The sequence below is a fragment of the Corynebacterium sp. HS2168-gen11 genome (assembly GCF_024834075.1).
GTDB lineage: Bacteria > Actinomycetota > Actinomycetes > Mycobacteriales > Mycobacteriaceae > Corynebacterium.
The window spans coordinates 225,170-250,297 of the sequence record NZ_JANUXR010000002.1; the positions used below are offsets into that span (position 1 = coordinate 225,170).

Here is a 25,128-nt window from a genome sequence, read left to right on the forward strand (position 1 = left end):
ATTTTATGCAGAGTAACTTTTCCTGGGAATAGTACTTCTTATAGTCTTGTTGCACATAATGCTAAGCGCGAAGCGATTACCGTCTACAACGGCTGTCTCGTGCGCACGATTATTGAAGGAGAATCCCATGACAAACTACATCGATTTCACCGATCAGCAATGGCGCGAGCGCCTTACCGCCGAGGAATACCATGTTCTTCGTGAAGCTGGCACTGAGCCACCACACGTTGGCGAATACACCAATACCAAAACTGAAGGCGTCTATTCCTGCCGCGCATGCGAGACTGAGTTATTCCGTTCAACCGAGAAGTTTGATTCGCACTGTGGTTGGCCGTCATTTTTCTCACCACTTGCAGGCGATAAAATTATTGAACGTCCTGACTACTCCCTCAGCCGTGTTCGTACTGAAGTACTGTGCGCAAACTGCCATTCTCACCTTGGCCACGTATTTGCAGGTGAAGGCTACGACACGCCAACGGATTTACGTTACTGCATTAATTCCATTTCGCTAAGGTTTCAAGAACAGCCAGTTGCTGAATAGATAGCTTCCCCACCAGCATGGTGATGTTTTAATTCACAACTCACAGAGCACATAGCCCGTTACCTTGAGATGGATTATCCCACAAGGTAACGGGCTATAGTTGTGTGTGATTCTTTCACACCACACCGATGTTCAAGACTCCGATAAGTGCGTCGACAAGCTAAAGTGCAGGCCGAAAGGCTACTGCAACATGGCTATGGCAGCGCTGTAATGACCTCTGCAATATCTGCTACGCGACGACCTGAGAAGAATGGAGTTTCTTCACGCACATGCAAACGTGCTTCGGTATAACGCATCTGATGCATCAAATCAACGATTCGATCAAGCGCTGGAGCTTCAAAACCGAGTAACCATTCGTAGTCACCGAGTGCAAAGGCAGTAACCGTATTCGCACGAACATCTGGATATTCACGTGCTTGCATGCCGTGTTCAGCGAGAATACGACGACGTTCTTTCGGATCAAGTAGATACCAATCATAGGAACGCACGAATGGATACACTGTGAGCCAATTTCCTGGCGCTTCACCCATGATAAAACTTGGTAAATGTGACTTATTAAATTCACTTGGACGGTGCAGACCATTACCAACCCAAGCAACTTCAGTGAGCTGACCAAGTACAGTCTCGCGGCGGAAGTCGTTATACACTTTTTGCAAGTCGGTGAACTCCGTAGCATGCCACCAGATCATGAAATCAGCGTCAGCGCGACAACCGCTTATGTCATAAATCCCGCGAACCGTCACGACACCGGCTTTGGCTACTGCTTCGAAAAACTCTCGAGCTTGGGCGATAATCTCAGCGCGCTCAGTACCAAGTGCGCCTGGGATTGCACGAAATACCGCATACTGGATGTACTGCTGCTTATTATTCAGCTCTTCAAAATTAACTTTGGACATGGTTTACCTTTTCTCGTCCTGATACTTGTGTAACAGCGATCCACACGACTGTGCGATAGTAGCGCTGTCCCAACACTCCCGATTATCCATCATTAGTTTGATAATTTCAACTATTCGAAAGATGTTGCGTTTTATCAAACTTACTAAGGATTGGCAAACCTTTTAACCCTAAAAACGCTGGTCTAAACAAAGATTCAGGCAAAATGCTCAATTCAACGCGATGCAATTACAATCTCGAGAACCTACTATTGCTGCGCCATGTTCCCAACTATCGTTGCAACCTTCTCACTTCTCACTTCTCACCGGACAACAGCCTTCGCTATTTGCAAGATATTTCCATGCCAACAAGCATCAACGCAGATCGCAGGAAATCGGTAAAGCTTGCTTGACTGCACAGCATACTTGAGTACTTCAAGGCAACTTCCAACACCACAGAGCTTCTTACCACCTCCTTATTATCTCCTCTCCAGCATACTTTTGACGCCTTTACCTGTTGGGATTAATTATTTGACCGTGGCTCAAGTTGAACGCAAATATTTTGTTTTACGGCGTGGCATTGCCCTCGTAGCGATTGACTCGGATAGCGTTTCTTTTCGTGACCGAATCTTCTATCTCTCCACACGCAGTCTCGCTCAATCAGCCTGCCGAAGAGGTTGTTCCAGAAGCCTTTTCCAGCGCAGTTGAGTCTATGCACCAAGCACGCCTGCGTCCCGAGATTTCACTTGGAACAATTCGCCCACCACAGCGCTTAGCACCTTTTAGCCATGCGATTGGACTCGAGATTTCTCGCGGCGATTTAGACCTTCCATTCGACACCAGCGCAGAAAGCGATGCTTTTGGTCGCCTTATTCTGCTGTATGATCCGCAATCCGAAGAAGCCTGGGATGGCGATATGCGTTTGGTGGCATATATCCAAGCTGATTTGGATCATGCAGTGGCATCTGATCCACTGCTTCCTGAAGTGGCATGGCAATGGCTCACCGAAGGCCTCGACGATGCAGCTGTGGGCTACAACAACCTCGGTGGCACTGTCACTTCAACTGCATCAGTGCGTTTTGGCGATCTTGGTGGCCCTCCATCGTCACATCAACTTGAGATGCGTGCATCATGGACTGCTGAAGGTCACGATTTGCATCAACATGTAGTCGCGTTTGCACAGGTCCTCGCTAATGTTGCAGGTTTACCACCAGAAGGCATTGCAACCATCGATCGTTAATATACCAAGTGTTGATTCAAGTACCAGTGACAGTCACAAACACTGACCAGTACCAACTATGTTTCAGCCGCTAGGATAGCTCTTTTGACTCCTTTATCCACTGCTTCGGATTCTTCTCACACGGTCTATGCTAACGCAAGCGAAATTCAAGATGCATGCAATCATCTGCGAGAAGGTACTGGTGCATTCGCGCTCGATACTGAACGAGCAAGTGGATTTTACTACGATGAGCGAGCATTTTTAATACAGATTTGTCGAGACAACGCTGGAACGTTCTTAATTGATCCGCGATTTGATCCTCCAGCTGCACGCCGTGAATTGCAGGCGTTGCTGAATGATCAAGACTGGATTTTGCATGCTGGGTATTCCGACCAATATGCGTTGAAACATTTAAAGCTTCAACCTGCCCACATTTTTGATACGGAATTGGCCTCTCGATTGCTTGGACATCCAAGAGTTAATCTCGCAGCAATGGTGGAGCACTATCTTGGCGTCACGCTGAAAAAAGGCCATGGCAGCGAAGATTGGTCTACTCGCCCACTTCCGCAAGCTTGGTTGCGTTACGCAGCATTAGATGTGGAGTATTTATTGCCACTGCAGGATGCCCTGTTGGCTGATCTAGACGCTCATGACAAACGTCACTGGGCTGAGCAAGAATTCGAACACATGGTGCACTCCTTTGCGACCTACCAATACGTACCTAAAACGTGGTTGCATCTCAAGGGACTTTCAAATTTGCGCCACCCTATGCAACTTGCGGTCGCCAATGCGTTATGGAGTCGCCGTGATGAGATTGCACGTGCTGAACACCGTGCCGTTCACCGACTTTTGCCTGATAAAACGCTTGTGGCGTTGGCTCAAGCCTTGCCGCGAAGTTATAAACAGATCACTGCGATTCGAGGTATTCGCATTCCGAATCGCAAATACCTACCTGTTTGGCTCAAGATTATACGCACTGTTACCACACAATCACCTCAATGCTGGCCTAATGTTAATGAAACTTTGCGACGCCGCCGGCAATTATCAAACGCGCCTTCGAAACACTGCCTCGAACATGAATATCCAGCTGCCTACGAGCTATTCCAACGCTTTGTCGCTGAACTCGATATGCTTGCCACACAGCTGTCTACCCCGCGAGAAAATTTGTGCGCTGCATCCATATGTCGCATACTCGCCAAACACTTTATCCAGCAACCGCCGCACAGTATTGAGGAGATTTCCCAAGTACTCACAGCGCAACACTTACGCCCGTGGCAATGCGCGTTGCTTGTGCCACTACTCGAAACTCTTGTCCTGCACTAACGCCCTTGGTATTACGCTCAATGCAGGCCCCATACCTGCAAAGATGGGTGCCACTAAGTGCCCACAATACGCATGAACTCAATAAAACCATGCCTCAATAGACGTCACAGGTAGCTGATCAATGCAAAGAGCTATTGTTGAGGCTCTGTTTCCGCATCACTTGGAAAGAGTTCTTCGACCCATCCTAGGACAGTCGCTGTTACTCCAGGAGTGTCCAGTCCATATTCAGCGAACACTTCTTGGCGAGTTGCATGTTCTGGGAACACTTCTGGGAAAGCAATATGCCGAATTGGAGTGTCGATCTCAGCAGCACTCATTGCCTCCGATAGTAGGGATCCAACACCACCATGCATCATGGCATCTTCAAACGTGATAATGAGATCATGATCTTCGGCAAGACCCAGTAGTGATGGCGCCACTGGAATAACCCAACGTGGATCCACCACAGTCACGTTCACACCAGCAGTTTCTAATACTTCAGCAACGACCAACACAGTTGGTACGTATGCGCCGACTGCAACGAGCAGAACACTTGGTGCTAGATCATCTTCATCTTGATCGACAATATCGGTATATCGCAATACCTCAACACCATCGTCGAATCGTGAAATGGCTGGAATTTCTGGGCCTAAATCACCCTTTGGGAATCGAACAACAGTAGGCGTGGTAATCTCAAGGGCCTCGTCGAAAAGCTCGCGCAATTGTGCGCCATCACGAGGAGCAGCCACGTGCATGCCAGGAATTAAGCCGGTTAAAGCAAAATCCCACAAACCATTATGACTTGCACCATCGCTGCCAGTGATACCTGCACGATCAAGCACAATAGTAATCGGCAATTGTAACAACGCTGCATCCATTAAAAGCTGGTCAAAAGCACGATTCAAAAATGTTGCATATACAGCTACAACTGGGTGTAAACCGCCAAGAGCTAAACCAGCAGCTGAGGTAATGGCATGTTGCTCGGCAATGCCAACATCAAAGAAACGATCAGGAAATTCTTGGCTAAATGGCACCAAACCAGTCGGACCGGCCATTGCTGCAGTAATAGCAACGATATCATCGCGCTTGCGCCCTGCATCCACCAACGCTGCACTAAATACAGCTGTCCAGTCTGGTTTACAAACCTTCAACGGCAACCCAGTTTCCGGATTAATTGCACCTGTAGAGTGCATTAACTCTGCTGCATCATTCTCAGCAGGCGCATAGCCACGTCCCTTTTCCGTAGCGACGTGGACAATAATTGGACCTTCAAACTCATGCGCATAACTCAAGGCTTCTTCTAAGGCTACCGAATCATGCCCATTAACCGGACCAATATATTTAATCCCCAGCTCGGTAAACATCTCAGTTGGAATAATGCTGGATTTCACGCCTTCTTTGAATGCATGCAATGCCTCGAAGGTGCGCTCACCTACCCAACCAAGCGATTTCAAAGTGTTTTTACCTTGTTGCATGACCTTGTCATAGGTCGTACGCATACGCAGGCGCTTTAAGTTTTCTGCAAAACCGCCAATCGTTGGCGAATAGCTGCGACCATTATCGTTGACAACAATAACAACTTTGCGTTTTTCACACGCCGCAATATTATTCAATGCTTCCCAGCACATACCACCGGTTAAGGCACCATCACCAACAACAGCCACAACCGTACGATCCGTTTGGCCGGTAATTTCAAAAGCCTTGGCCAGGCCATCAGCATAGCTTAACGACGCTGATGCATGGGAAGATTCTGTCCAATCATGCTCAGATTCTTTCCGGGATGTATACCCTGATAATCCGCCTTTTTGACGCAAACTATCGAAACCATCTAATCGGCCAGTCAGCATTTTATGCACATAGGATTGATGGCTAGTATCAAAAATGAACGGATCATGCGGCGAATCAAACACGCGATGCAACGCTAATGTCAATTCAACAATGCCAAGATTCGGGCCGAGATGCCCGCCTGTGACGGATACTTTTTCCACTAAAAAGCTACGAATCTCCTCGGACAGTCGCTCGAGCTGAGCATAGTCGAGCGTCTTTATATCTGCTGGCGTAGAAATCGATGACAGAATACTCATGAGCGAGAAGAAACCTATGGTCACTTTCTATAAAGTCGTGGACTGCATCTGTTGAACACAACAAACACAGCGGGCATTAATGTCAATACTACTCGGAATGCTCCAAATTTTTTCAAACTTGAACCACCCATGCTACAAGCGTATGAAACGCTGCGGGCAAGTATTATCGCAACAACAATCCTATTGTTTCAAAGTGGTGTGTACCAGGAAAAGCATTACACAATTTAATCTCCGTTAAAGTATAGCCAGCTTCAGCAAAGCTACGAATATCGCGCGAAAATGTTGCAGGATCACAACCGATATGAATAATCATCCGCGGCGCCGCAGCAGCAATTGCCTGCACCACCTTGTGTCCAGCACCAACCCGAGGCGGGTCAAGCACCACAACATCTGGCGTTGGTAGCGTTGCGACGATGTCTTCAACTTTTCCAGTGTGGAACACCACTGCCTGCTGAAATACTTTCTTACCGGCTTTCGCTGCTTGAGCTGAAAGCTCGACTGAATGAATCTTGGCATCCTGACCAAGTGCGTCGATCAAAGCAGGCGCAAACGCTCCAACACCTCCGTAGAGGTCCCATGCCACAGGCGTTGTGTGCGCAGAAGTTACACGTGCGGCCCATTGGCGAATGATCTCACTATACGTTGGAATAGCTTGCACATGGGCTTGCCAAAATGCTGTCGCGGGTAATTCAAAGCGGTATCCACCAACGGTTTGGGTAATTGTCCCGCTACCTTCGAGTACCTTCAGTGTTTTTTCACTGCGCTTACCACGTGCCGCACGTTGTACTTCTACGACATGGCGGTTTCCGGCGTCGTCAAGCACTACAACGAGTTCAGCAAAAGGCGTAAAGCGTTGGGCATCTCGACCAACAATGCCATCGAGTAAACCATCCACGGCTTGACTACAAGGATGTCCAGTGACAATCGTATGCGCATGAGCGGTACGCATACCTGCTCGACCAGCTGCATCAATACCTAAACGCATGCGTGTACGCCATTTGGTATGCGGCGGCATTTCGAGAACTTCAATGCTTGGATGATCTGGAAGTTTGCCTAGACGCGATAATTGACCACTTAAGATTGCACTCTTGAGCTCAACTTCATGCGCAGGATCATAATCACCATAATCGCAACAACCAGCACCATGTGCTGCAGCTGCACAACGTTGTGCTACTCGATGCTGACTCGGAGTCAGGATTTCAACCACGCTTGCACGAGCAAAGTTCTTTTTCACATGCTCAATCTTGGCGCGAATGGTGTCACCTGGATAGGTATTGGGAAGAAATACTACGCAACCTTCAATCAGTGCAATACCTTCGCCGCCATGTGCTGCCCTTTCAATCGTGCACGTATACTCGGTGCCAACTGTTAGCTGGGCTTCACGCTGTTTGGTGGTCAAAACCACACCTCTTTGTCTTTCTGAATTACAGTATTGCTCGCATATAGAACGCGAATGTTACAGCTTAACTGGTTTTATCCGGTATCACCAACGAGTTCGCTGTACCCGTTGTTGCGGTACCAGCTTCTCACCTGTTCACCTACACAAGCTTCATCGGTGAATATGCTCGGACAATAAGCATACTCACCGATATTACGTCTTCGGTAACTACAGCTAGCGAACTATCATGCAAATGGATTTGGGTTATTTGGCACCTCAATCGCTTGCTGTGCACGTCGAGCCATTTCTTGCTGCACTTGATCGGCAAGAGGCTTTGGCAATGCAACTGGCAAAGAAGATCCTGCCAAAATTGGATCTTGCCCACGGTAGACGAAAGTACGTGCCACAATTTCACGACCAAGTTCAGCCATAGCATCAGCATGCTCTAATGGCGCAGCCAACGTCATACGCAGCATCCAGCGCGGCCCATCAACGCCCACGATACGCACAATGCCACTACCTTCTGGTGCAGTTCCCACAAGTTCACGCCCCCACGGACCTTGTTCTACCACCACCGTGAGACCTTGTTGTTCCATATCAGCGGTCAGCTCTGCAACGGTTTGCTTCCATTGCCCAGGCGTACGTGGTGCAGCAAAAGCGACAGGGGTGCAACGCCCATACTTTGTCAAAATATGCAACATAGTTGGCCCTTCAGGGCCCATCTCTACCTGCACTTCGCTGTTCATTGGCAACGGAATAATCAAAGAACCTAAATTCAGCGCGCCTTGACCAAAGTCCGAAAAATCAAAATCTTCAAACGGTACTGAATCACCATCGAAAGGTCCATGAGCACCAGTAATAGCATCATGGATCGGATCGTCAGGTTCTTCTGTCGCTTGCGCAGCTTCAACTAAGTTTGCGGCAAGCACCTGTTCATCAACGTGCTCGTCTTCTGATCGAGTGTTTTTGGAAAACGGCCAAATTGCCATAATAAATAGTCCTTATATTGTAACGTGCATAAATCAGTGAGCTCGGCGGCGCTACTTGTTATCCTACAGTTCCAGTTGAACCATAGCCGTTGGTTCCACGTTCAGTCTCATCAAGCTCATCCACTTCGATGAAATCAAACAGTTCAACTTTTTGTACGAGCAGCTGCGCGATGCGATCGCCTTTGCGAACGGTAATCTCATTGTTTGGATCAAGATTAATTAAACATACTTTAATCTCGCCACGATACTGTGCGTCAATTGTGCCTGGGGTATTCACAATGGACAGCCCATGTTTAAAAGCATTGCCCGACCGTGGATGCACCAGACCAACTGTGCCAACTGGCAATGCAATCGCAATACCTGTGCCGACAAGATCACGCTGCCCAGGCCGCAAGATGCAATCATGTGCTGCATATAAATCCACACCAGCATCGGCAAAATGAGCACGTGTTGGAATTGGTAAAGATGGATCCAAACGTTTCAGTTGCACACTGGTCACTGGGCGACAAGCATCATCACGCTCATAGGTCATATTCTAGGTCCGTCCTTACTCTCACAAACATTAAAATACTCATCTGTGCTGCTGTGTGAAGCTGTACTCATTATGCTGCCAAGATAACATAGGCACAACATCTATTCATCACTGCATTGCGATAATGCCAACCTGATCGAATTGAAATTATCCGGTAAACATCGCCAAGCTACACTCAGTTCCGCAATCTTGTACAGGTTGAACTGGAACACAGATGATGTCGCACTACTTACCCGCCAACTATACAACTTCGGCGATGGTGGCGTACAAGTATAAAAGTACGTGACAAAACACTGGTTGTCAGATCTGAAGCACTGCACAAATATTGCATGCAGGCACAGAATTATCCTCTCCTTAGCATCAGACTCAACACACACGCTAGACTAAGAAACTGTGAGTGAAAAGGAAACAAGCAATCCAGTAGTTTTATATGCCGAACGCCAATGGGTTCCCTGGTATTGGTGGCTCATCGCCGCATTCTTAGTAGCGTTGATTTCTGCTCAATTAAGCTTTAATCGCTCGATTATTTGGCTCTATGTACCAGCCGTGATCTTAACGATACTTGCAGTGTGGATCTTGTTTTCTATGTCCAATACACGCGTGCGGATTGAGCAAGAATCTGATGGCACACGCTGGCTTGTCACAGGTCAAGCGAATTTACCACACACAGTAGTGGCACGTTCCTTAGCCGTACCAGCAACTGCAAAGCGCAATGCCATGGGACGTCAGCTTGATCCTGCCGCATTTGTGGTGTCTCACGGTTGGGTTCCAGAAATGGTCATGCTTGTTTTGGATGATCCAGAAGATCCAACTCCCTACTGGTTAATTGCTTCCAAAGATCCTGAAAAACTCTTGGCTGCATTTGTTCCCGAGCATCAACAAGGATAACGACTGCTCAGGCCAATGGATTGGGATAGAGAAATCATACCTGCATGACTTATGTGAATGTGTTGGGGTATTGACGTGCATTGAACCCCACAACACACCATATACAAAACTCGGTGGTGATCATGAAAGATGATCACCACCGAGTTTTTGTTCATTGTCATGCTTCACGAGAATACATGACACGTGATTGCCGTATGCTGCACACTCACAGAGATTATGCACAGTCCTTACAGATAATGGTGCCATCATCTTCAACATGATCAATGCGGTTATTCCGCTGTACTAAGAAGCATGAAGAACAGGTAAACTCATTCGCCCGTCGCGGAATGACGGTAACGTTGAGCTCCTCACCAGTTAAGTCAATATTTGGGAGTTCAAAAGAATCAACAATTTCATCATCATCTAAGTCGTTTGATGAGTGTTCTGCTGCTTTGAGTCCTTCTAAGGAATCCGCCTCTAATTCGTCTTCAGCGCGGCGACGTGGTGCATCATAATCGGTTGCCATGTCGTAGACTCTCTCACTTTCTCGTGCACTCGTTGAAGGAAACGATGTCGTGTTTTCAGTGTTTCCCACGGTTGCGTGTGTATAACTGCCGATAGTTATACACGCATTTACCCCCGTTGTCACACGAACACGATAACAAATAATCAAACAAGTATAGAAAAATATTGCGTACGCTGCTATAATGTGCAAAAAATAACTGAACAACTAAGCACACATACCTGCATTTTAAAGGTTCTCGTTGCACGTATTATTCGCGATATCCAACCTTTAGATCTGCGTCGGCAAGCGCTCAAGCAACGCTCGATATTCTGTATCTAAACTTCGTGCCCATGCCGCGGTTAATGCACCGCTTGCGCCTAGAGTACTCATCGGTGGCATATGAATCTGCGCGCCAGCTTCTGCTGCAATTACAATACCGGCAGCATAATCCCATGGATTGAGACCATATTCATAAAAACAGTCCACCTGACCACTGGCAACGGCACACAGATCCAAGGCTGCACTTCCCCGCCGTCGAATATCACGCACCTGCGGTAAAACTTCTACTAACAACTCTGCTTGGCGACGTCGACGCTGTGCGTTGTAGCTAAATCCCGTAGCCAGTAATGCCTGCTGTAATGATTGTTCTTGCGTGACAAATAGTTGCTCGATCTGGCCATCTGCATGCTGTAGCCATGCGCCATATCCTTGCGCAGCAGCCCACATATCAAGGCTGTTACATTGACAGACGACTCCAACCACAGGTTCTCCATTGATAACTGCTGCAATTGACACTGCAGAATCAGGTTGCCCGTAAATGAAATTCACAGTGCCATCAATTGGATCAACAATCCATGTCACTCCAGATAATGACGTCGTATCTGAGCCTTCTTCACCAATCACACCATCTTCTGGACGCTTCGCCGCAAGCTGCTCAACGATATACTCTTCTGCCAAAGTATCCACGATAGTCACAGGATCAACACTACTAGTTTTCGTTTGCGAATATTGTCGCAAATCGCCAAGTTGAATACGTTTAGCAGCAATTTTTTGGGCCGTTTCGTAGGCGATTGTGGTCGCGACCGTCAAGAGTGTTGCGGCAAGATCCGCTGTGAGAACCCTATTGGTATGTTCTTGTGGGGTGGGATTTGCAAAGATTGTCGCAATGAAATTTGAATGATCGGACACCAAGGAAACCATCCTGTTCGTAAGTTCGAAAATGCTAGGCCTAAAGTTCGTAAGCGCTGGAGTTTGGAAACCAGCGCGAGAATCTTCCAGCAGCGCATGCTGTCTGTGATTCTAATTCACACGCAGATCACACCGAAATACAAGCAGGTTTGCAGAAAAGGCGATCTTTATCACGCCTGTACTCACGTCGAATTGTTGAAAACTGTTTTATGATTATCGGCATGAGCACTATTGGATTTGGTATTGACGTAGGAGGCTCAGGCATTAAAGGTGCCCGAGTCGATCTTGAAACAGGTGAATTTGTTGGCGATCGCATTAAAATTGCAACCCCCAAACCGGCAACTCCTGACGCAGTGGCAGCCACCTGCGCAGAAATTCTTGCAATAGCCGAATGGGAAGGCCCAGTGGGCATTACACTTCCTTCAGTCATTCGGGATTCGTTTGTGCTTTCAGCGGCAAATATTGATCCGACATGGATCGGTATCGATGTGCGTGAGTTGTTTGCACGTCACCTCGGTGCACAGCGAGAAATCAGTATCCTCAACGATGCTGATGCTGCAGGCTTAGCAGAGGTAAACTTTGGTGACCCAGCTGCAGCAAAAGGCGCAGTTATTCTCTTAACGTTCGGCACCGGCATTGGTTCAGCATTGCTTGTCGACGGTCAGCTATTCCCAAATACCGAACTTGGCCACTTAATCATCGACGGTCAAGAAGCAGAAAGCTTCGCTTCTTCTGCAGCAAAGGATCGCGAAGAACTTGGATTTACCAAATGGTCAAAGCTAGTTTCGATAGCATTAGCTGAATACGAGCGTTTGCTGAACCCATCATTATTTATTGTTGGCGGCGGCATCTCCCGCAAAGCAGATAAATGGGTACCAAAGCTCACTGTCACTACTCCGGTGGTGCCAGCCCAGTTACGCAATCGTGCTGGAATTGTTGGTGCAGCAATGGCCGTACAGCAGCATCTTCATCCTTAACAATTCCATTGCCTGTTTGACACTTTCGTAATCTTTCACTCAACTCTGTACTGAGCTTCGAATTAAAAGCCCAGTACAGAGTTTTTCTTTCACCACAATAGAAATCATTCGACCTGGTACCAACCTGCACCTTTCTTCAATAAGGGGCAGGCATATCCACATAAAGATTACCCCCAAGCCTTGACTAAATCGTGATTTTCGGCATTTGCTGAATAAATGTTTTATAATGGCACTTTGTTCAAGTAACCTGCTGGCAACAGCGGGATCACCAACGCATGACTTCATCGTCAGCCAACATAACGCGAGTTACTCTCAGGACTCCTGACAGACTCACCTACAGCAAACATTTCGGCTCGAGAAGATGTCAACGTTATCAACGCATTTATACTCTACCCAGAGGTAATTGCCACCGATAACGATAAATAAAAACAGTGCCTGTTACCGCTTTTGCATGTAACTACCATTGTTTTTCATGAAAGACATGACAAATTGTCAAACATTGCAAGCTCCTCGCCACATACGCTCAGGGCTGCTGTTATCTGACAATTGATCGAACGCGTACTAACGCCGAAGAAGGGGCATTTGTGACTGAAACTGCGAAGAAGGTAGCCAAGAAGGTTGCTAAAAAAGCCGTACGAAAAGCAACTCGTAAGGCAGCAACCCCACGAGCAGTCACTCCTGTTGAGGCTACACCCGAGATTTCTCACGATCCCGCACCAGTAACCACTGGTGACGCGACCGCTACAGCAGAGGCTTCCGAGCCAAAGACTCGTGCGAAGAAAGCAGTCGCGAAAAAGACCACCGCAAAAAAGGCGGTCGCGAAGAAAGCGGTCGCGAAAAAGACCACCGCGAAGAAAGCAGCGCCGAAAAAGGCTGCGCCTGTTGTCGATGACGAAGCAGACGCACCTGTGAAGAAAGCAGCGAAGAAAGTTGCGAAGAAGGCTACCAAGAAAGTAGCGAAAAAGGCAGCGAAAAAAGCCGCCAAGAAGACTGCGCCAAAAGCGACGACACAAGCCACTGCAGATGATGCGCCAGTCGTCATTGATACTGACCTTGATCTTGATTTAGATGCAGATTCACTCGACGATGATGACGACTTCCCTGTTGTCGATGATGATGACGAGGATACGTTCAGCTTCGACGATGACGATGATCTCGACGACGATTTAACGCCAGCACTTGACGATGATCTCGACGACGATGACGAAGACGATCTCGACGACGATGATGAAGATGATGACGACGAAGACGAGGATGACGAAGACGGATCTTCTGTCTGGGATGAGGATGAATCTGCAGCGTTACGTCAGGCTCGCAAAGATGCCGAATTAACTGCTTCTGCTGATTCAGTGCGCGCGTACCTGAAACAAATTGGTAAGGTTGCCTTGCTCAATGCCGAAGAAGAGGTGTTCTTGGCAAAGCGGATTGAAGCTGGTTTGTATGCAACGTATCGCATGGAGCAAATGGAAGAAGCGTTTAATAATGGCGATAAAGAAGCCAAGCTCACGCCTGCTGTGAAACGTAATCTTCGTGCGATTGCGCGTGATGGCCGCAAGGCAAAGAATCATCTGCTTGAGGCAAACCTGCGTCTCGTGGTTTCTTTGGCAAAGCGCTATACCGGTCGTGGCATGGCATTCTTGGATTTGATCCAAGAAGGTAACTTAGGTTTGATTCGTGCCGTCGAAAAATTCGACTACACCAAGGGCTATAAGTTCTCGACCTATGCAACATGGTGGATTCGCCAAGCTATTACTCGTGCGATGGCCGACCAAGCTCGTACGATTCGTATCCCTGTACATATGGTCGAAGTGATTAATAAGCTTGGACGCATTCAGCGTGAGTTGCTTCAAGACTTAGGCCGCGAGCCAACGCCGCAAGAACTGGCAAAGGAAATGGACATTTCCGAAGAAAAAGTTCTTGAGATTCAGCAGTATGCCCGTGAGCCGATTTCATTGGATCAAACGATCGGCGATGAAGGTGACTCGCAACTTGGTGACTTCATTGAAGACTCCGAAGCTGTGATCGCTGTTGATGCAGTCTCCTTCACGTTGCTGCAAGACCAGCTCAAGGATGTCTTACATACCTTGTCTGACCGTGAGGCAGGTGTGGTAAAGCTGCGCTTTGGTTTGACTGACGGTATGCCGCGCACCTTAGACGAGATCGGCCAAGTCTATGGTGTGACACGTGAACGTATCCGCCAGATCGAGTCGAAGACTATGTCGAAGCTGCGTCACCCATCGCGTTCGCAGGTACTTCGCGACTACTTAGACTAAATTCATTGCTTCAAATCCTCTTATGCCATCGATATATGCGCATAAGAGGATTTGTCGGTTTCAAGGCTGCTTCAAAATCTGGATCCTAGCATTGCAAATCCGATTGCAGACTTGATGATGCATCCATCTTGTGCAGCATCACGATAGCAATGCGCAAACTGGTATATGAAACAACGATATTTGCGCAACGTTTGGTTTTCATTTGAAAACACTCAACGCAGCAAAAATCGCTAGTACAAGAACGGAAAAATTGTACTAGCGATAGATAAAGGTATCTGCGATATCACACGATTATTGCAGTTTGGCATCAACTCGATCGGAAACGCACTGCTCGATTGCAGCTTGATCTTCCAATGTACCGCAATCGCTAGTGACGCTATACAAAATGTAGCTTAGATATCCAACAAAAATGCCAATAGCCACTGCACACGAAGATAAAACGACACCCAAAAATCCGAATAATTTGCGCGCTTGATCAGGATCATAATTTTTCGCCTTGAGTAAACCAAGCACCGAAATGACCAAACCTACGATCGCTACTGGAACACCGATAATCGAAAGTGCAATTGTAAGTGAAGCAGCCAGTCCCACAATGGAGAAAATAAAACCGACTAATGCCAGGTTGTTTTTCTCAGAGAGGCCAGCATCAGACGTGTAAGCGCTTGGCAAATCAGAGTTCGATGTATCTGACATAAATACAAATCCCTTTCAAGTATTGTTCAGTAGCTTCAGCTATTCGAAATCTAAGCTTGACGACGCAGCTGGCTTTCACAGTATCAAGATAACAACGCAAGAACTGGCTTGCCGTGAACACGGATACTTTGCTGAGCATTTGGTTTTCATTTGAAAACACCCAAGACCGCAAAATCGTGAGTAAAATAACGGATGAACTGTACTAGCGATCTGTCAGGGGTAACAGCACTCTCGAAAGATTATTGCTGTTGTATCTCGAGCTTCTGGGTAATGCACTGTTGGATTGCAGCTTGGTCGTCCAAGGTTAAGCAATCGCCACTGAAGGTATAAACAAAGTAGCTTACATATGCAAGAACAGCGCCAATCACCACTGCGATTAAGGATGTAACGATACCAATGATTGCAAATGTCTTGCGCGCATGTTCAGGAGCATAGTTTTTCGTCTTGAGTAAACCAAGTACCGAAATAACCAAACCAATGATAGCTACTGGCACACCAACAGTTGCGAGGACGAGCGTAATTGAAGCAAGCGTGCCCACAATGGAGAAAATAAAACCGACTAATGCCAGGGTGTTTTTCTCAGGTTCGCCGACATTCGATATGTGAGCGGATGGAACATCGAAATTAGATGTATCTGACATAAATAAAAATCCTTTTCAAGTATTGCTCAGTAGCTTCAGCTATTCGTCGAACAGCCTTAAGTAACCATAGTATTGCGATTATTACATCTCAATGACTGTTCTTTGTTATGCACACATAGGTAGAGCACGAGAGCATCACCTCTCTACGACATTGTTCAGCGCAGAGCAAAACAGTTATGTTTAGCATAGCAAAACACAGTGAACAACAATAGAGTCCTTACCAGCGCCGTAAGTAATCGATGCGTGCTTGCAATTGTTCAGCTGAGCACATTGCAGTTGGCGGTCCTCCACAACGGGCACGTACTTCTGTATGAATCGCACCATGCGGACGACCAGTACGTTGAGCGGTAATCGCGACAAGGGCATTTAATTCCTTGCGAAGACGTGGAATCTCCACACTCGCGAGTCGATCAATTGCTTCTTGGCGTCCTTTTGATTCATGAGCAAGCTGTTGTTTTTTCTGGCTTTCTTGCAATTGCCGTTGCCGTGCATTGAGCTGTTCTTCTTGACGTTTACGTAACAGTTCTCGCATCTGTTCTGCATCCAACAATCCTGGAAGGCCTAAGTAATCAGCTTCTTCGTCACTACCTGCCAGTGTTGCTGTGCCATAGGTAGAGCCATCATAGATCAAAGAATCAAGCTCTGCTTCGGCACCAACAGATTCAAAGCTTTGCAGTAAATCCGGTTCCGAGGTTTTGCGATTCGCCTGAGCCAATAGATCATCATCCCAGCCATCGGCTTCTCGATGTGGTTTACCAAGCACGTGGTCACGAGAAACCTCTAATTTCGATGCTAAATCTAAAAGCACCGGCACCGATGGCAAAAACACACTGGCTGTTTCCCCGGCGCGGCGCTTACGCACGAAACGACCGATAGCCTGGGCAAAGAATAATGGCGTTGATGATGATGTGGCATATACACCAACGGCAAGACGCGGGACGTCCACGCCTTCGGAAACCATGCGCACGGCTACCATCCACTCGTCGGTGTTGTCATTGAATTGTTCGATACGGCTGGAGGCTTGGGGGTCGTCGGAAAGCACGACTGACACAGGCGTGGATGACATGGTTTCTAAAATACGTGCATAGGCACGAGCGGTGGTTTTATCAGTTGCGATGACCAGACCTCCGGCGTCTGGAATGACTTTACGGAGTTGCTGGAGGCGTGTATGTGCTGCACGTAGGACTGCTGGGATCCAGTCGCCTTTGGGGTCGAGTGCCGTTTTCCAGGCACGGGAGGTTTGTTCTGGGGTTAAGACTTCACCAAGGCGTGCTGCATATTCTTCTCCAGCACTGGTGCGCCATCTTGCTTCGCCGGAATAGGCAAGAAAGACAACTGGGCGTACGACGTTGTCTTTAAGTGCTTCGGAATAGCCATAGGTGTAATCCGATTGCGACACAAGATGTCCTTCGCCATCTTGTTCGTACCTGACGAATGGGATGGTGGAGTCATCGCTTCGAAATGGGGTGCCGGTTAAGGCAAGGCGGCGTTCTGCGTGACGGTAGGCTTCGCGAATGCCATCTCCCCAGCTTTTAGCATCACCGCCGTGGTGGATTTCGTCGAGGATGACGAGTGTGCGTTTACTCGTGGCCACGGCATAGTGTTTGTACGGGTGCATGGCGACTTGGGCATAAGTCACCGCGATGCCATCGAATGCGGAATTCATCGCATCGGTGTTTTTGAAGTTGTCGTTAATTGCAAGTCCGACGCGTCCTGCTGATTCTGCCCATTGAGTTTTGAGATGTTCAGTTGGGACGACGATGATAATGCGATCGACGACGCGCTTCGCCTTCAGTTCAGTTGCAACACGCAGTGCAAATGTGGTTTTACCTGCTCCTGGTGTTGCGACTGCTAAAAAGTCTTGGGGTTTTTCGATGAGGTATTTCGTCAGTGCTTGGCGCTGCCAGACACGTAGATCATTACTCACTATTTCCTAAGGCTCCTATATGCTTCTTCGCAGTCTGGACACACTGGTGATCCTGGTTTCGCTTGTTTTGTCACAGGAAATGTTTCACCGCACAGGGCAATAACCATGCGTCCAGAGACAGCGGATTCAACGATTTGGTTCCGCTTCACATAGTGGAACATCTTAGGGGTGTCATCGTCGATGGTTGAGTCTTCCCGAATGTCGGGGCGTTGAATGGTTTCTGTACTCGTAGTCACCCCACCTATATTGCCCCAGATCCTTCATTTCCGCTAAGTCCAGAGTAGATTAATTTTTATGCATTCTGACGAGTCCGCGTTTCGAAATCGAAATTCCCACGCTCCCGGCGCCGCTGCCAATGGCGATCGTATTCCATTTGTCATTGATGCTGAGCATGCAGAACCAGCAGGAACAGAAACACAAGTGCCGGATTCAACGTGGCGGAACAAGTCGCAGCTATCGAGATTACGGTTACGCCAGAAGAAAAACGTGGCATTAGTCACTACTGCTTCGTATTCTGCGAGTGAGAATCGACGGAAACGGCAACGCCAATATGCGATCATGCAAGGTGCTCGCATTCCGTTTATTTTACTTTCTGCGTTTGCGTATATGTATTTGCATAATGTGTTACTCGCGACAGTGCTGTTTATAATTTCCGTCCCACTGCCATGGATTTCGGTCGTGATAGCCAATGGTGTGGGTGAGCCTCGTGATTCTCGCACACCGAATGTTTATAAACCAGCGGCTGCACGCTATGCCGCTGAAGCACTTGCAACCGCGCAAGCAGCTGCCATTCACAATAGCCAAGACACTGTGTTGGAGATTGAAGCGTCTCCTGCCTCCTCAGGTACAGTCGAGAACACGTCTGTCATCATTGATGTTGATAATGAAGATTTCATGGCATAGGAATAATCGACTTATTGTTGGTTGGGTGAGAAAAGGAGCACACGCATGGTTTCGTTGGTGAGCAATGACCTAGTTCAACAGTCTGTTTATACCAAAGTGGCACCGAAATTAACTGCTATCTTGCAGCAGCATCGCTTTACTGCTGCAGGTATTCAGGCTTTTTTGGGCATTCCAGTATACGAGGCGTTACAACGTGGTGAGCCAGCGGCAGTACTGTTTCACTTACAAGAACATGCCAACAAGCCACTTGCGGTATTACTTGAATTATTTTCGCTTCACGAGCCAGTTGCACCTGCACGCATTATTGAAGTGTTTGGCGCTGATTTTACACAAGAGCTTATTGATGCTGGCGTTCTTGGTCACCGCAGTCGATTGGTATCTGATGATGACTCTGACGTCGAAAAGCTAACTGCGCTTATCGACGTCACTGCGCATGTGATTCAGCACCATAACCAATGGGTTTTTTCTGATGTAGATGCCAGCCAGTTAGATAATTATATTCCCGGCACGGACCATGTGCTCGGAGTCGGTGCAGCCAGTTTGTCATTGCTGAAAACTACACCTAAAACCTTTGTCAATTCTGTCTTGGATTTAGGTACTGGTTCAGGCATTCAGATTTTAGGGCAGCTCGATTGCAGTCGCACGATTACGGCAACTGATATTCATCCGCGTGCGTTAGATTTTGCTGTGGCAACATTACTTGCAGCCTCTGATCATGCAGATGCGCCTGAAGATGAACAGCCACGTGGGGCAACGGTTGAATTACTCCAAGGGTCGTGGTTCGAGCCAGTGGCCGGTCGCAGTTTTGATCGCATTATTGCCAATCCCCCATTTGTCGTTGGTCCTGGCGTAATTGAGCATGTGTACCGCGATTCGGGTGTTGCACTTGATGGTGCAACGGCATTAGTCGTGAGCCAATCCATCGAATATTTACGCATTGGTGGTACCGCCCATCTATTAGGGGCTTGGGTACATCAACATGGCCAGTCTTGGCAGCAGCGAATTGCAAGCTGGTTGCCCGATTACGGTGTACGTGCGTGGGTATTACAGCGAGACGTCGTTTCTCCGCAGATGTATGTTGGCACATGGCTGCGTGATGAGTCGATTGATCCGCGTAGTCGGGCTGGACGAGCAAAAACCACACAGTGGCTCCAGCATTTCCGCGATGCGAATGTTGCTGGTGTGGGATTTGGTTTTATTGCATTAGAGCGCTTAGAAGATACTGTTGCATCTGATATTGTGGTCGAGACCCTAGAGCACAGCTTTGATGGCGATCTCGGGCCGGAAATTGAAGAATATTTCTTAAGGTCAGAATGGTTAAGCCATCAAGATACTGATCGAATGCTGGATACACAATATTTTTTGCGTCCATCGGTGGCGAAAGAAGATATTTATGTGGCTGATAAAGGCAATGAACAAGGGTTTATCGCTGAACTGATCCGTTTGAGTCGCATGGATGGCCCGCGTTGGAGCCACGAAATTGATGAACATCTCGCAGCAATTATTGCAGGACTGCATCCGCATGGGTTGTCTTTGCGAGAAATTATTTCATTATATGCCTATGGGCATCAATACGATGAAGCTGAGTTACAAGCTGCGATTATCGCGCCACTTGTCGATCTGATTCGACATGGTTTGATCCTGCCAACCGAATTGCTTCGCGACGGAGAATACTAGCACAATCATGAAAGCAGTCATTACCAGAGTAACTCAAGCAACAGTTCGAGTAGATGGAACAGTGGTAGGAGCTATTCAATGTCCCGAAACAACTGGACTCCTTGTGCTTGTCGGAGTAGGCCGTGAGGATGCCCCTGATGCGTGGATAACTATGGTGCGCAAGATTGCAGAACTGCGGATTTTGCGTGATGAACACAGTGTCGAAGAAATTGGTGCACCAGTACTGTTGGTGTCGCAATTTACCCTCATGGGTCGCACTGCCAAAGGACGACGACCTTCGTGGTCTGATGCAGCGCCAGGTGCGGAAGCTGAGCCAATTATTGAAAAAATTGCAGCGGGATTGCGCCAACGAGGCATTCATGTAGAGCAAGGACAGTTTGGGGCGATGATGAGTGTTGAGAGCATCAATGATGGGCCTTTTACTGTGCTCGTTGAATGCTAGCTGTTGGTTGTTCGTCAGCGCCGAGCGCGGCGCGGGTCTCGAGCGCGGAACTGAAGTGAGAGTTTCAGGTGCGGGTGAGGCGCCGAGTGCGACGATTATATTTCATGTATCAACGGTGCCGGCTGTACGAATGTTTATCAGTCAACACAGTATCAAATCAGATGATTGCTATTTACTTGAGATGTTTCCAACGCTTGTTTCACCTCCGCTACTCCTGAGCACCGATGGATGATGCTTCATCCAATTGCGTCGAAAAATCTTTGCTCAGATAAACAACCCGTAGGCAGCCAAGGTATATCTGAGCATGAAATATAGTCGATTTCATCGATACGATCTCACGTGTGGCTTACAACGCTGTAATCTTCAATATCGCCAATGACCACCATGTTTTACACTTTCACACCCATTCAGGAACTAAAACAGCTCTTGAGACGTTGAATAGATAGAACAAACTAAAAGTTGGCGAAGGAGCCTGATTATGACCACTCAGCAACAGTACAACGAAGATACCACTGACAAGCTTACGGTTGATCCTGCTCCCCTACGGGCTTTAGAAACAGTTTTGGATGACAACGTCACCATTGAAAATGTTGATGTAGGTTCACGCCGTGGCCATTCAAATGACAATCCTTCAGCAGATCTAGTGCGTGTGTATCTTAACGGTATTGGTAAAACCGATCTGCTCGAAGCGGAAGATGAAGTATATCTTGCGCAAACTATTGAAGTAGGCCTGTACGCCGAATACTTACTCACCGAATCAAACCGACACCTCACACGAGCAATGAAGCGTGACTTAAAAGTACTGGTGAAAGAAGGCAAAAAGGCACGTTCTCACCTGCTCGAAGCGAATTTGCGCTTAGTAGTCTCCCTTGCAAAGCGCTATACCAATCGTGGTATTCCACTGCTTGATCTTATTCAGGAAGGCAATCTTGGTTTAATTCGCGCAATGGAAAAGTTTGACTACTCTAAAGGGTTTAAATTCTCCACATATGCAACATGGTGGATTCGTCAAGCAATTACCCGTGGCATGGCTGATCAGTCACGCACGATTCGCCTTCCAGTCCACCTAGTTGAACAAGTCAATAAACTTTCACGAATCAAACGAGAGCTGTTTCAGCACCTTGGTCGCGAAGCAACACCAGAAGAACTTTCTGAAGAAACTGGTATCGAGGTTTCCAAGATCGAAGCACTGCTGCGCCAGTCACGCGATCCAGTTTCTCTTGACATGCCAGTTGGTGCTGACGAAGAAGCTCCACTTGGTGATTTCATTGAGGATTCTGAAGCAACCGATGCCGAATCTCAGGTGGTTGCCACGTTAAGACATGAAGATATTACAAAAGTAATTGCCACCTTAGAAAAGCGTGAACAAGATGTGATCAAAATGCGTTACGGCCTTGCTGATGGCATTCCACATACGCTTGATCAAATTGGCAAACACTATGGTCTCTCACGTGAACGTGTTCGTCAGATCGAACGGGAAGTCATGCGTAAGCTGCGCGTTGGCGATCGCGCTGACAAACTTCGAGCATACGCACAATAATTATTGTGATCTGCTAGACACTTGTATATTCACACTCTAAAGTGAACAGTAGCGAGCGATTTAGTACTTTCCAGCAATTAAATAGGTAATATTTATTCGCTTCGACTAGTTCTAAAAACATAGGCTATAATTTAATGAGTGTCTGATATACCTAAACTTGTGCCACCGAAGTTTGGTGATAGGCCAGTCATTCTTAAACATAACTATGGCCTAGATTTGCAGTTCATCAGCACAACGCAATAGATAACGCAGCTTCGTAAGTAGCTTACTTACAACGCAATACTCGAGAAAGGTCATGCACGTGAAGGATTTGGTCGATACCACTGAGATGTATTTGCGTACTATTTACGAGCTTGAAGAAGAAGGTATCACCCCACTTCGTGCTCGCATTGCAGAACGTCTCGAGCAATCTGGCCCAACTGTAAGCCAGACCGTCGCACGCATGGAACGCGATGGGCTCGTAGTTGTCGCACATGATCGCAGTCTTCAAATGACTGATCAAGGACGCGCCTTGGCAGTTGCTGTTATGCGTAAGCATCGTCTGGCAGAACGACTTTTAACTGACGTGATTGGCCTTGATATTCATCGCGTTCATGATGAAGCATGCCGCTGGGAACACGTCATGAGTGAAGAAGTTGAACGCCACATCGTAGCACTTTTAGACTCAGTTGATCGTTCTCCATTTGGTAATCCAATTCCAGGACTCGAGGAGCTCGGTGTCTTAAACCAAGATGAAGTAAAACCTGGTATCCGTAGCGTTGATCTGCCAGAAAGCGATCTGCGTCGAAAAGTACGCATTGTTCAGGTCAACGAAATCCTCCAAGTTGATCCAGATCAGTTCAAGCATCTGCAGCGTGCAGGGATACATGTTGGGACGATCGTAGAAATGGAACATCGCGATGGACGAGTCAAGCTTTTCCTTGAAAACAACGTCGTAGAACTCCTCGATGATCTTGCACATGCAGTGCGAGTTGAACTTCTCGACGACTAACCCTTGGACAAATTTCACACACGAGCATGAACACTTAGAAAAATTTGGTCGAATGATGCCAGGTTCATGTCTATTGTGTCATTACTTTCTTCACACTGAGAATCAGTACACAAGATCCTCTATGTTGGCCTTTTCAGTAAAGGTGGCAAGAAACTCTTGCCACCTTTACCCTATGGTTGCTCTAGTTGAATATTGAAGGCGTCACACACAAGCGTCGTATCACGCGTTGATGTACGAATTGTGTCCAGCGATAACGTGCATGACGTGCCATACGCCACCACCATTTTTGTCGCAACAAACCTACAACAACTTGCATGCAAGGTTGACGTAACATCTCACGCCGGAACATCGAGATACTGCTTTGTCATGATACTGCCTTGCTCCAAGACTCCCATGATGTCGATTTTCTTCTCCGGTTTGCGATATACCTGCATCACTAACTGCGCCAAGCGATGATCAGGGGTGTCAAATAATGCGGCTTCCAATGCAAACAATGCACGCGGCGTTGGCTTATGCACTAAAGCAGTTAAGGCATAGACGCATAGTCCATTACTGCGCACATCTCCTGCAAAGTTTCGTGACACCATCAAACCAATTGCTTTTGCAGCAGCCATATTGCCAACCAGCTCGTGCATATAAATATCACGTAGCCGTTTATTCGATAACAATGCAGCCAGATATAGCCGATCTTCTTCATTGGGCTCCCAATGCAATTGACTTGCTTCCTGCATGATTGCTTGCAACCGCAGCATATTATCATGGACAATAGCAGGCTCATCTGTGATTGCTTTTAACAGCACATTTCCATATTGTTTCGCCTTAATCGTTTGAGCATCAATCACAGACGCAGAAACATCATGCGGAGCCTTGAAATAATCAAGGGCATCGTCTTTTGAAAGCTCTGGTAAATAACCATCCGCGAGCAACTCTTGGGTGCTTTTTGCTTGACTAATCGCACCAACTTCTCCTTGTTTCCAAGCAGGCGAAGCAGCCAGTTTACGGAACACACCACTTAATACCTTAGCGGTGTATGGATGATAAAACTTCAATTCATACGGTGCTTGGGTATAGATTTCTGATACTTGCCAGCATGCTGCAACGGGACATTCACCTGTGATACTTGCAGTTTCAATAGCATGCAGTACCTCTTGAATAACGTCTCGATCTGTATTGTCAGTGACAATCACTGCAACAGTGACTGCAGATTGCACTGCGGCTAAGGCCGCTCCCGCATCTGGCAGATAGCGCAGCTTGTCAAAATCGATACGCAAAATTGGGCCAAGTGAAAAATAGTCGTCAGCTTTTTGGACAAACGAGGCAAACACAACAGATTCTCGAGGGAAATAGCCCAGAATACCTGGAATATTTGCCATCAGATCTGCTGGTAAATGTTCAATTCTCAAATTCATGTAATGATCATGACGGGAGTACACAATAAAGAAAAGCAGCAAATGTGCTACTTCGCAAATATGGAGATGTTTGATACTCTCATGCACCTTACATACGTCAGAAATTCGAAAATTTCATATCATTACAGTTGCTTTTGCTTGGAAAAGTATGATTCGATGATGCTCAATTTCGATTCTC

At 47.3% G+C, this 25,128-nt stretch carries 23 protein-coding genes; 11 read left to right on the plus strand and 12 right to left on the minus strand.

Annotation, left to right across the window (positions count from 1 at the left end; all coding sequences use genetic code 11):
* Positions 1-127 precede the first annotated feature (127 nt).
* Positions 128-541 (plus strand): peptide-methionine (R)-S-oxide reductase MsrB, encoded by a 414-nt coding sequence (gene msrB / locus NXS99_RS02350; RefSeq protein ID WP_259287063.1) that lies wholly within the window; start codon positions 128-130, stop codon positions 539-541.
* Between the two features lie 194 nt (positions 542-735).
* Here msrB and hemQ read toward each other — a convergent pair whose 3' ends face one another.
* Entirely contained in the window at positions 736-1,437 is a 702-nt protein-coding gene (hemQ, locus tag NXS99_RS02355; RefSeq protein ID WP_259287064.1) for a hydrogen peroxide-dependent heme synthase, read from the minus strand.
* A 595-nt stretch (positions 1,438-2,032) separates the two neighbouring features.
* Here hemQ and NXS99_RS02360 point away from each other — a divergent pair.
* Both NXS99_RS02360 and NXS99_RS02365 read left to right on the plus strand, forming a co-directional pair.
* Positions 2,033-2,653, plus strand: coding sequence for a DUF3000 domain-containing protein (locus NXS99_RS02360; protein WP_396124799.1), 621 nt, complete (start codon positions 2,033-2,035; stop codon positions 2,651-2,653).
* Between the two features lie 84 nt (positions 2,654-2,737).
* On the plus strand, positions 2,738-3,955 hold the full coding sequence (locus NXS99_RS02365) for an HRDC domain-containing protein (protein ID WP_259287065.1): 1,218 nt from the start codon (positions 2,738-2,740) through the stop codon (positions 3,953-3,955).
* A gap of 131 nt (positions 3,956-4,086) precedes the next feature.
* Here NXS99_RS02365 and dxs read toward each other — a convergent pair whose 3' ends face one another.
* The 4 genes from dxs to dut all read right to left on the minus strand — a co-directional run bounded on the left by dxs (position 4,087) and on the right by dut (position 8,917).
* Positions 4,087-6,018 (minus strand): 1-deoxy-D-xylulose-5-phosphate synthase, encoded by a 1,932-nt coding sequence (gene dxs, locus NXS99_RS02370; RefSeq protein ID WP_259287066.1) that lies wholly within the window; start codon positions 6,016-6,018, stop codon positions 4,087-4,089.
* A gap of 163 nt (positions 6,019-6,181) precedes the next feature.
* Complete coding sequence (locus NXS99_RS02375; protein WP_259287067.1) at positions 6,182-7,417, minus strand: class I SAM-dependent RNA methyltransferase; 1,236 nt, start codon at positions 7,415-7,417, stop codon at positions 6,182-6,184.
* 224 nt (positions 7,418-7,641) lie between these two features.
* Entirely contained in the window at positions 7,642-8,385 is a 744-nt protein-coding gene (locus tag NXS99_RS02380) for a DUF3710 domain-containing protein (protein WP_259287068.1), read from the minus strand.
* Between the two features lie 58 nt (positions 8,386-8,443).
* Positions 8,444-8,917, minus strand: coding sequence for a dUTP diphosphatase (dut, locus tag NXS99_RS02385; RefSeq protein WP_259287069.1), 474 nt, complete (start codon positions 8,915-8,917; stop codon positions 8,444-8,446).
* A gap of 393 nt (positions 8,918-9,310) precedes the next feature.
* Here dut and NXS99_RS02390 point away from each other — a divergent pair, with 393 nt between their 5' ends.
* Positions 9,311-9,805: a DUF3093 domain-containing protein gene (locus NXS99_RS02390; RefSeq protein WP_259287070.1), complete on the plus strand. Its 495-nt coding sequence runs from the start codon at positions 9,311-9,313 to the stop codon at positions 9,803-9,805.
* 214 nt (positions 9,806-10,019) lie between these two features.
* On the opposite strand, the gene NXS99_RS02395 is transcribed toward NXS99_RS02390, so the two are convergent.
* The gene (locus tag NXS99_RS02395) at positions 10,020-10,310 is read right to left on the minus strand and encodes a DUF4193 domain-containing protein (protein WP_259287071.1); all 291 of its coding nucleotides are present in this window, start codon (positions 10,308-10,310) and stop codon (positions 10,020-10,022) included.
* Between the two features lie 267 nt (positions 10,311-10,577).
* Positions 10,578-11,477 (minus strand): inositol monophosphatase family protein, encoded by a 900-nt coding sequence (locus NXS99_RS02400; protein ID WP_259287072.1) that lies wholly within the window; start codon positions 11,475-11,477, stop codon positions 10,578-10,580.
* Positions 11,478-11,698: 221 nt separating this feature from the next.
* Between NXS99_RS02400 and ppgK the strand changes: the two genes are divergently transcribed.
* Together ppgK and NXS99_RS02410 are read left to right on the plus strand one after the other, a co-directional pair.
* Complete coding sequence (gene ppgK / locus NXS99_RS02405) at positions 11,699-12,454, plus strand: polyphosphate--glucose phosphotransferase (protein WP_259287073.1); 756 nt, start codon at positions 11,699-11,701, stop codon at positions 12,452-12,454.
* A 584-nt stretch (positions 12,455-13,038) separates the two neighbouring features.
* Entirely contained in the window at positions 13,039-14,727 is a 1,689-nt protein-coding gene (locus tag NXS99_RS02410) for an RNA polymerase sigma factor (protein WP_259287074.1), read from the plus strand.
* 291 nt (positions 14,728-15,018) lie between these two features.
* Here the strand turns inward: NXS99_RS02410 and NXS99_RS02415 are convergent, their stop codons facing one another.
* The 4 genes from NXS99_RS02415 to NXS99_RS02430 form a co-directional block, all read right to left on the minus strand.
* Complete coding sequence (locus tag NXS99_RS02415) at positions 15,019-15,420, minus strand: hypothetical protein (protein ID WP_259287075.1); 402 nt, start codon at positions 15,418-15,420, stop codon at positions 15,019-15,021.
* Between the two features lie 239 nt (positions 15,421-15,659).
* Entirely contained in the window at positions 15,660-16,061 is a 402-nt protein-coding gene (locus tag NXS99_RS02420; RefSeq protein WP_259287076.1) for a hypothetical protein, read from the minus strand.
* A gap of 217 nt (positions 16,062-16,278) precedes the next feature.
* Positions 16,279-17,988, minus strand: a complete 1,710-nt coding sequence (locus NXS99_RS02425; protein WP_259287077.1) for a DEAD/DEAH box helicase — start codon at positions 17,986-17,988, stop codon at positions 16,279-16,281.
* Positions 17,988-18,224 (minus strand): DUF3039 domain-containing protein, encoded by a 237-nt coding sequence (locus NXS99_RS02430; RefSeq protein WP_259287078.1) that lies wholly within the window; start codon positions 18,222-18,224, stop codon positions 17,988-17,990. Before NXS99_RS02430 ends, NXS99_RS02425 begins: the two co-directional genes overlap by 1 nt.
* A 58-nt stretch (positions 18,225-18,282) precedes the next feature.
* On the opposite strand from NXS99_RS02430, the gene NXS99_RS02435 reads away from it, so the two are divergent.
* The 5 genes from NXS99_RS02435 to NXS99_RS02455 all read left to right on the plus strand — a co-directional run bounded on the left by NXS99_RS02435 (position 18,283) and on the right by NXS99_RS02455 (position 23,541).
* Entirely contained in the window at positions 18,283-18,891 is a 609-nt protein-coding gene (locus NXS99_RS02435; protein WP_259287079.1) for a DUF3099 domain-containing protein, read from the plus strand.
* 45 nt (positions 18,892-18,936) lie between these two features.
* Complete coding sequence (locus tag NXS99_RS02440; RefSeq protein ID WP_259287080.1) at positions 18,937-20,568, plus strand: methyltransferase; 1,632 nt, start codon at positions 18,937-18,939, stop codon at positions 20,566-20,568.
* 7 nt (positions 20,569-20,575) lie between these two features.
* Positions 20,576-21,010: a D-aminoacyl-tRNA deacylase gene (dtd, locus tag NXS99_RS02445; protein ID WP_259287081.1), complete on the plus strand. Its 435-nt coding sequence runs from the start codon at positions 20,576-20,578 to the stop codon at positions 21,008-21,010.
* Positions 21,011-21,488: 478 nt separating this feature from the next.
* Positions 21,489-22,550: a sigma-70 family RNA polymerase sigma factor gene (locus tag NXS99_RS02450; RefSeq protein ID WP_259287082.1), complete on the plus strand. Its 1,062-nt coding sequence runs from the start codon at positions 21,489-21,491 to the stop codon at positions 22,548-22,550.
* A gap of 301 nt (positions 22,551-22,851) precedes the next feature.
* Positions 22,852-23,541, plus strand: coding sequence for a metal-dependent transcriptional regulator (locus NXS99_RS02455; RefSeq protein WP_259287083.1), 690 nt, complete (start codon positions 22,852-22,854; stop codon positions 23,539-23,541).
* 335 nt (positions 23,542-23,876) lie between these two features.
* Here the strand turns inward: NXS99_RS02455 and NXS99_RS02460 are convergent, their stop codons facing one another.
* The gene (locus NXS99_RS02460) at positions 23,877-24,950 is read right to left on the minus strand and encodes a DUF4192 domain-containing protein (protein WP_259287084.1); all 1,074 of its coding nucleotides are present in this window, start codon (positions 24,948-24,950) and stop codon (positions 23,877-23,879) included.
* Positions 24,951-25,128 lie beyond the last annotated feature (178 nt).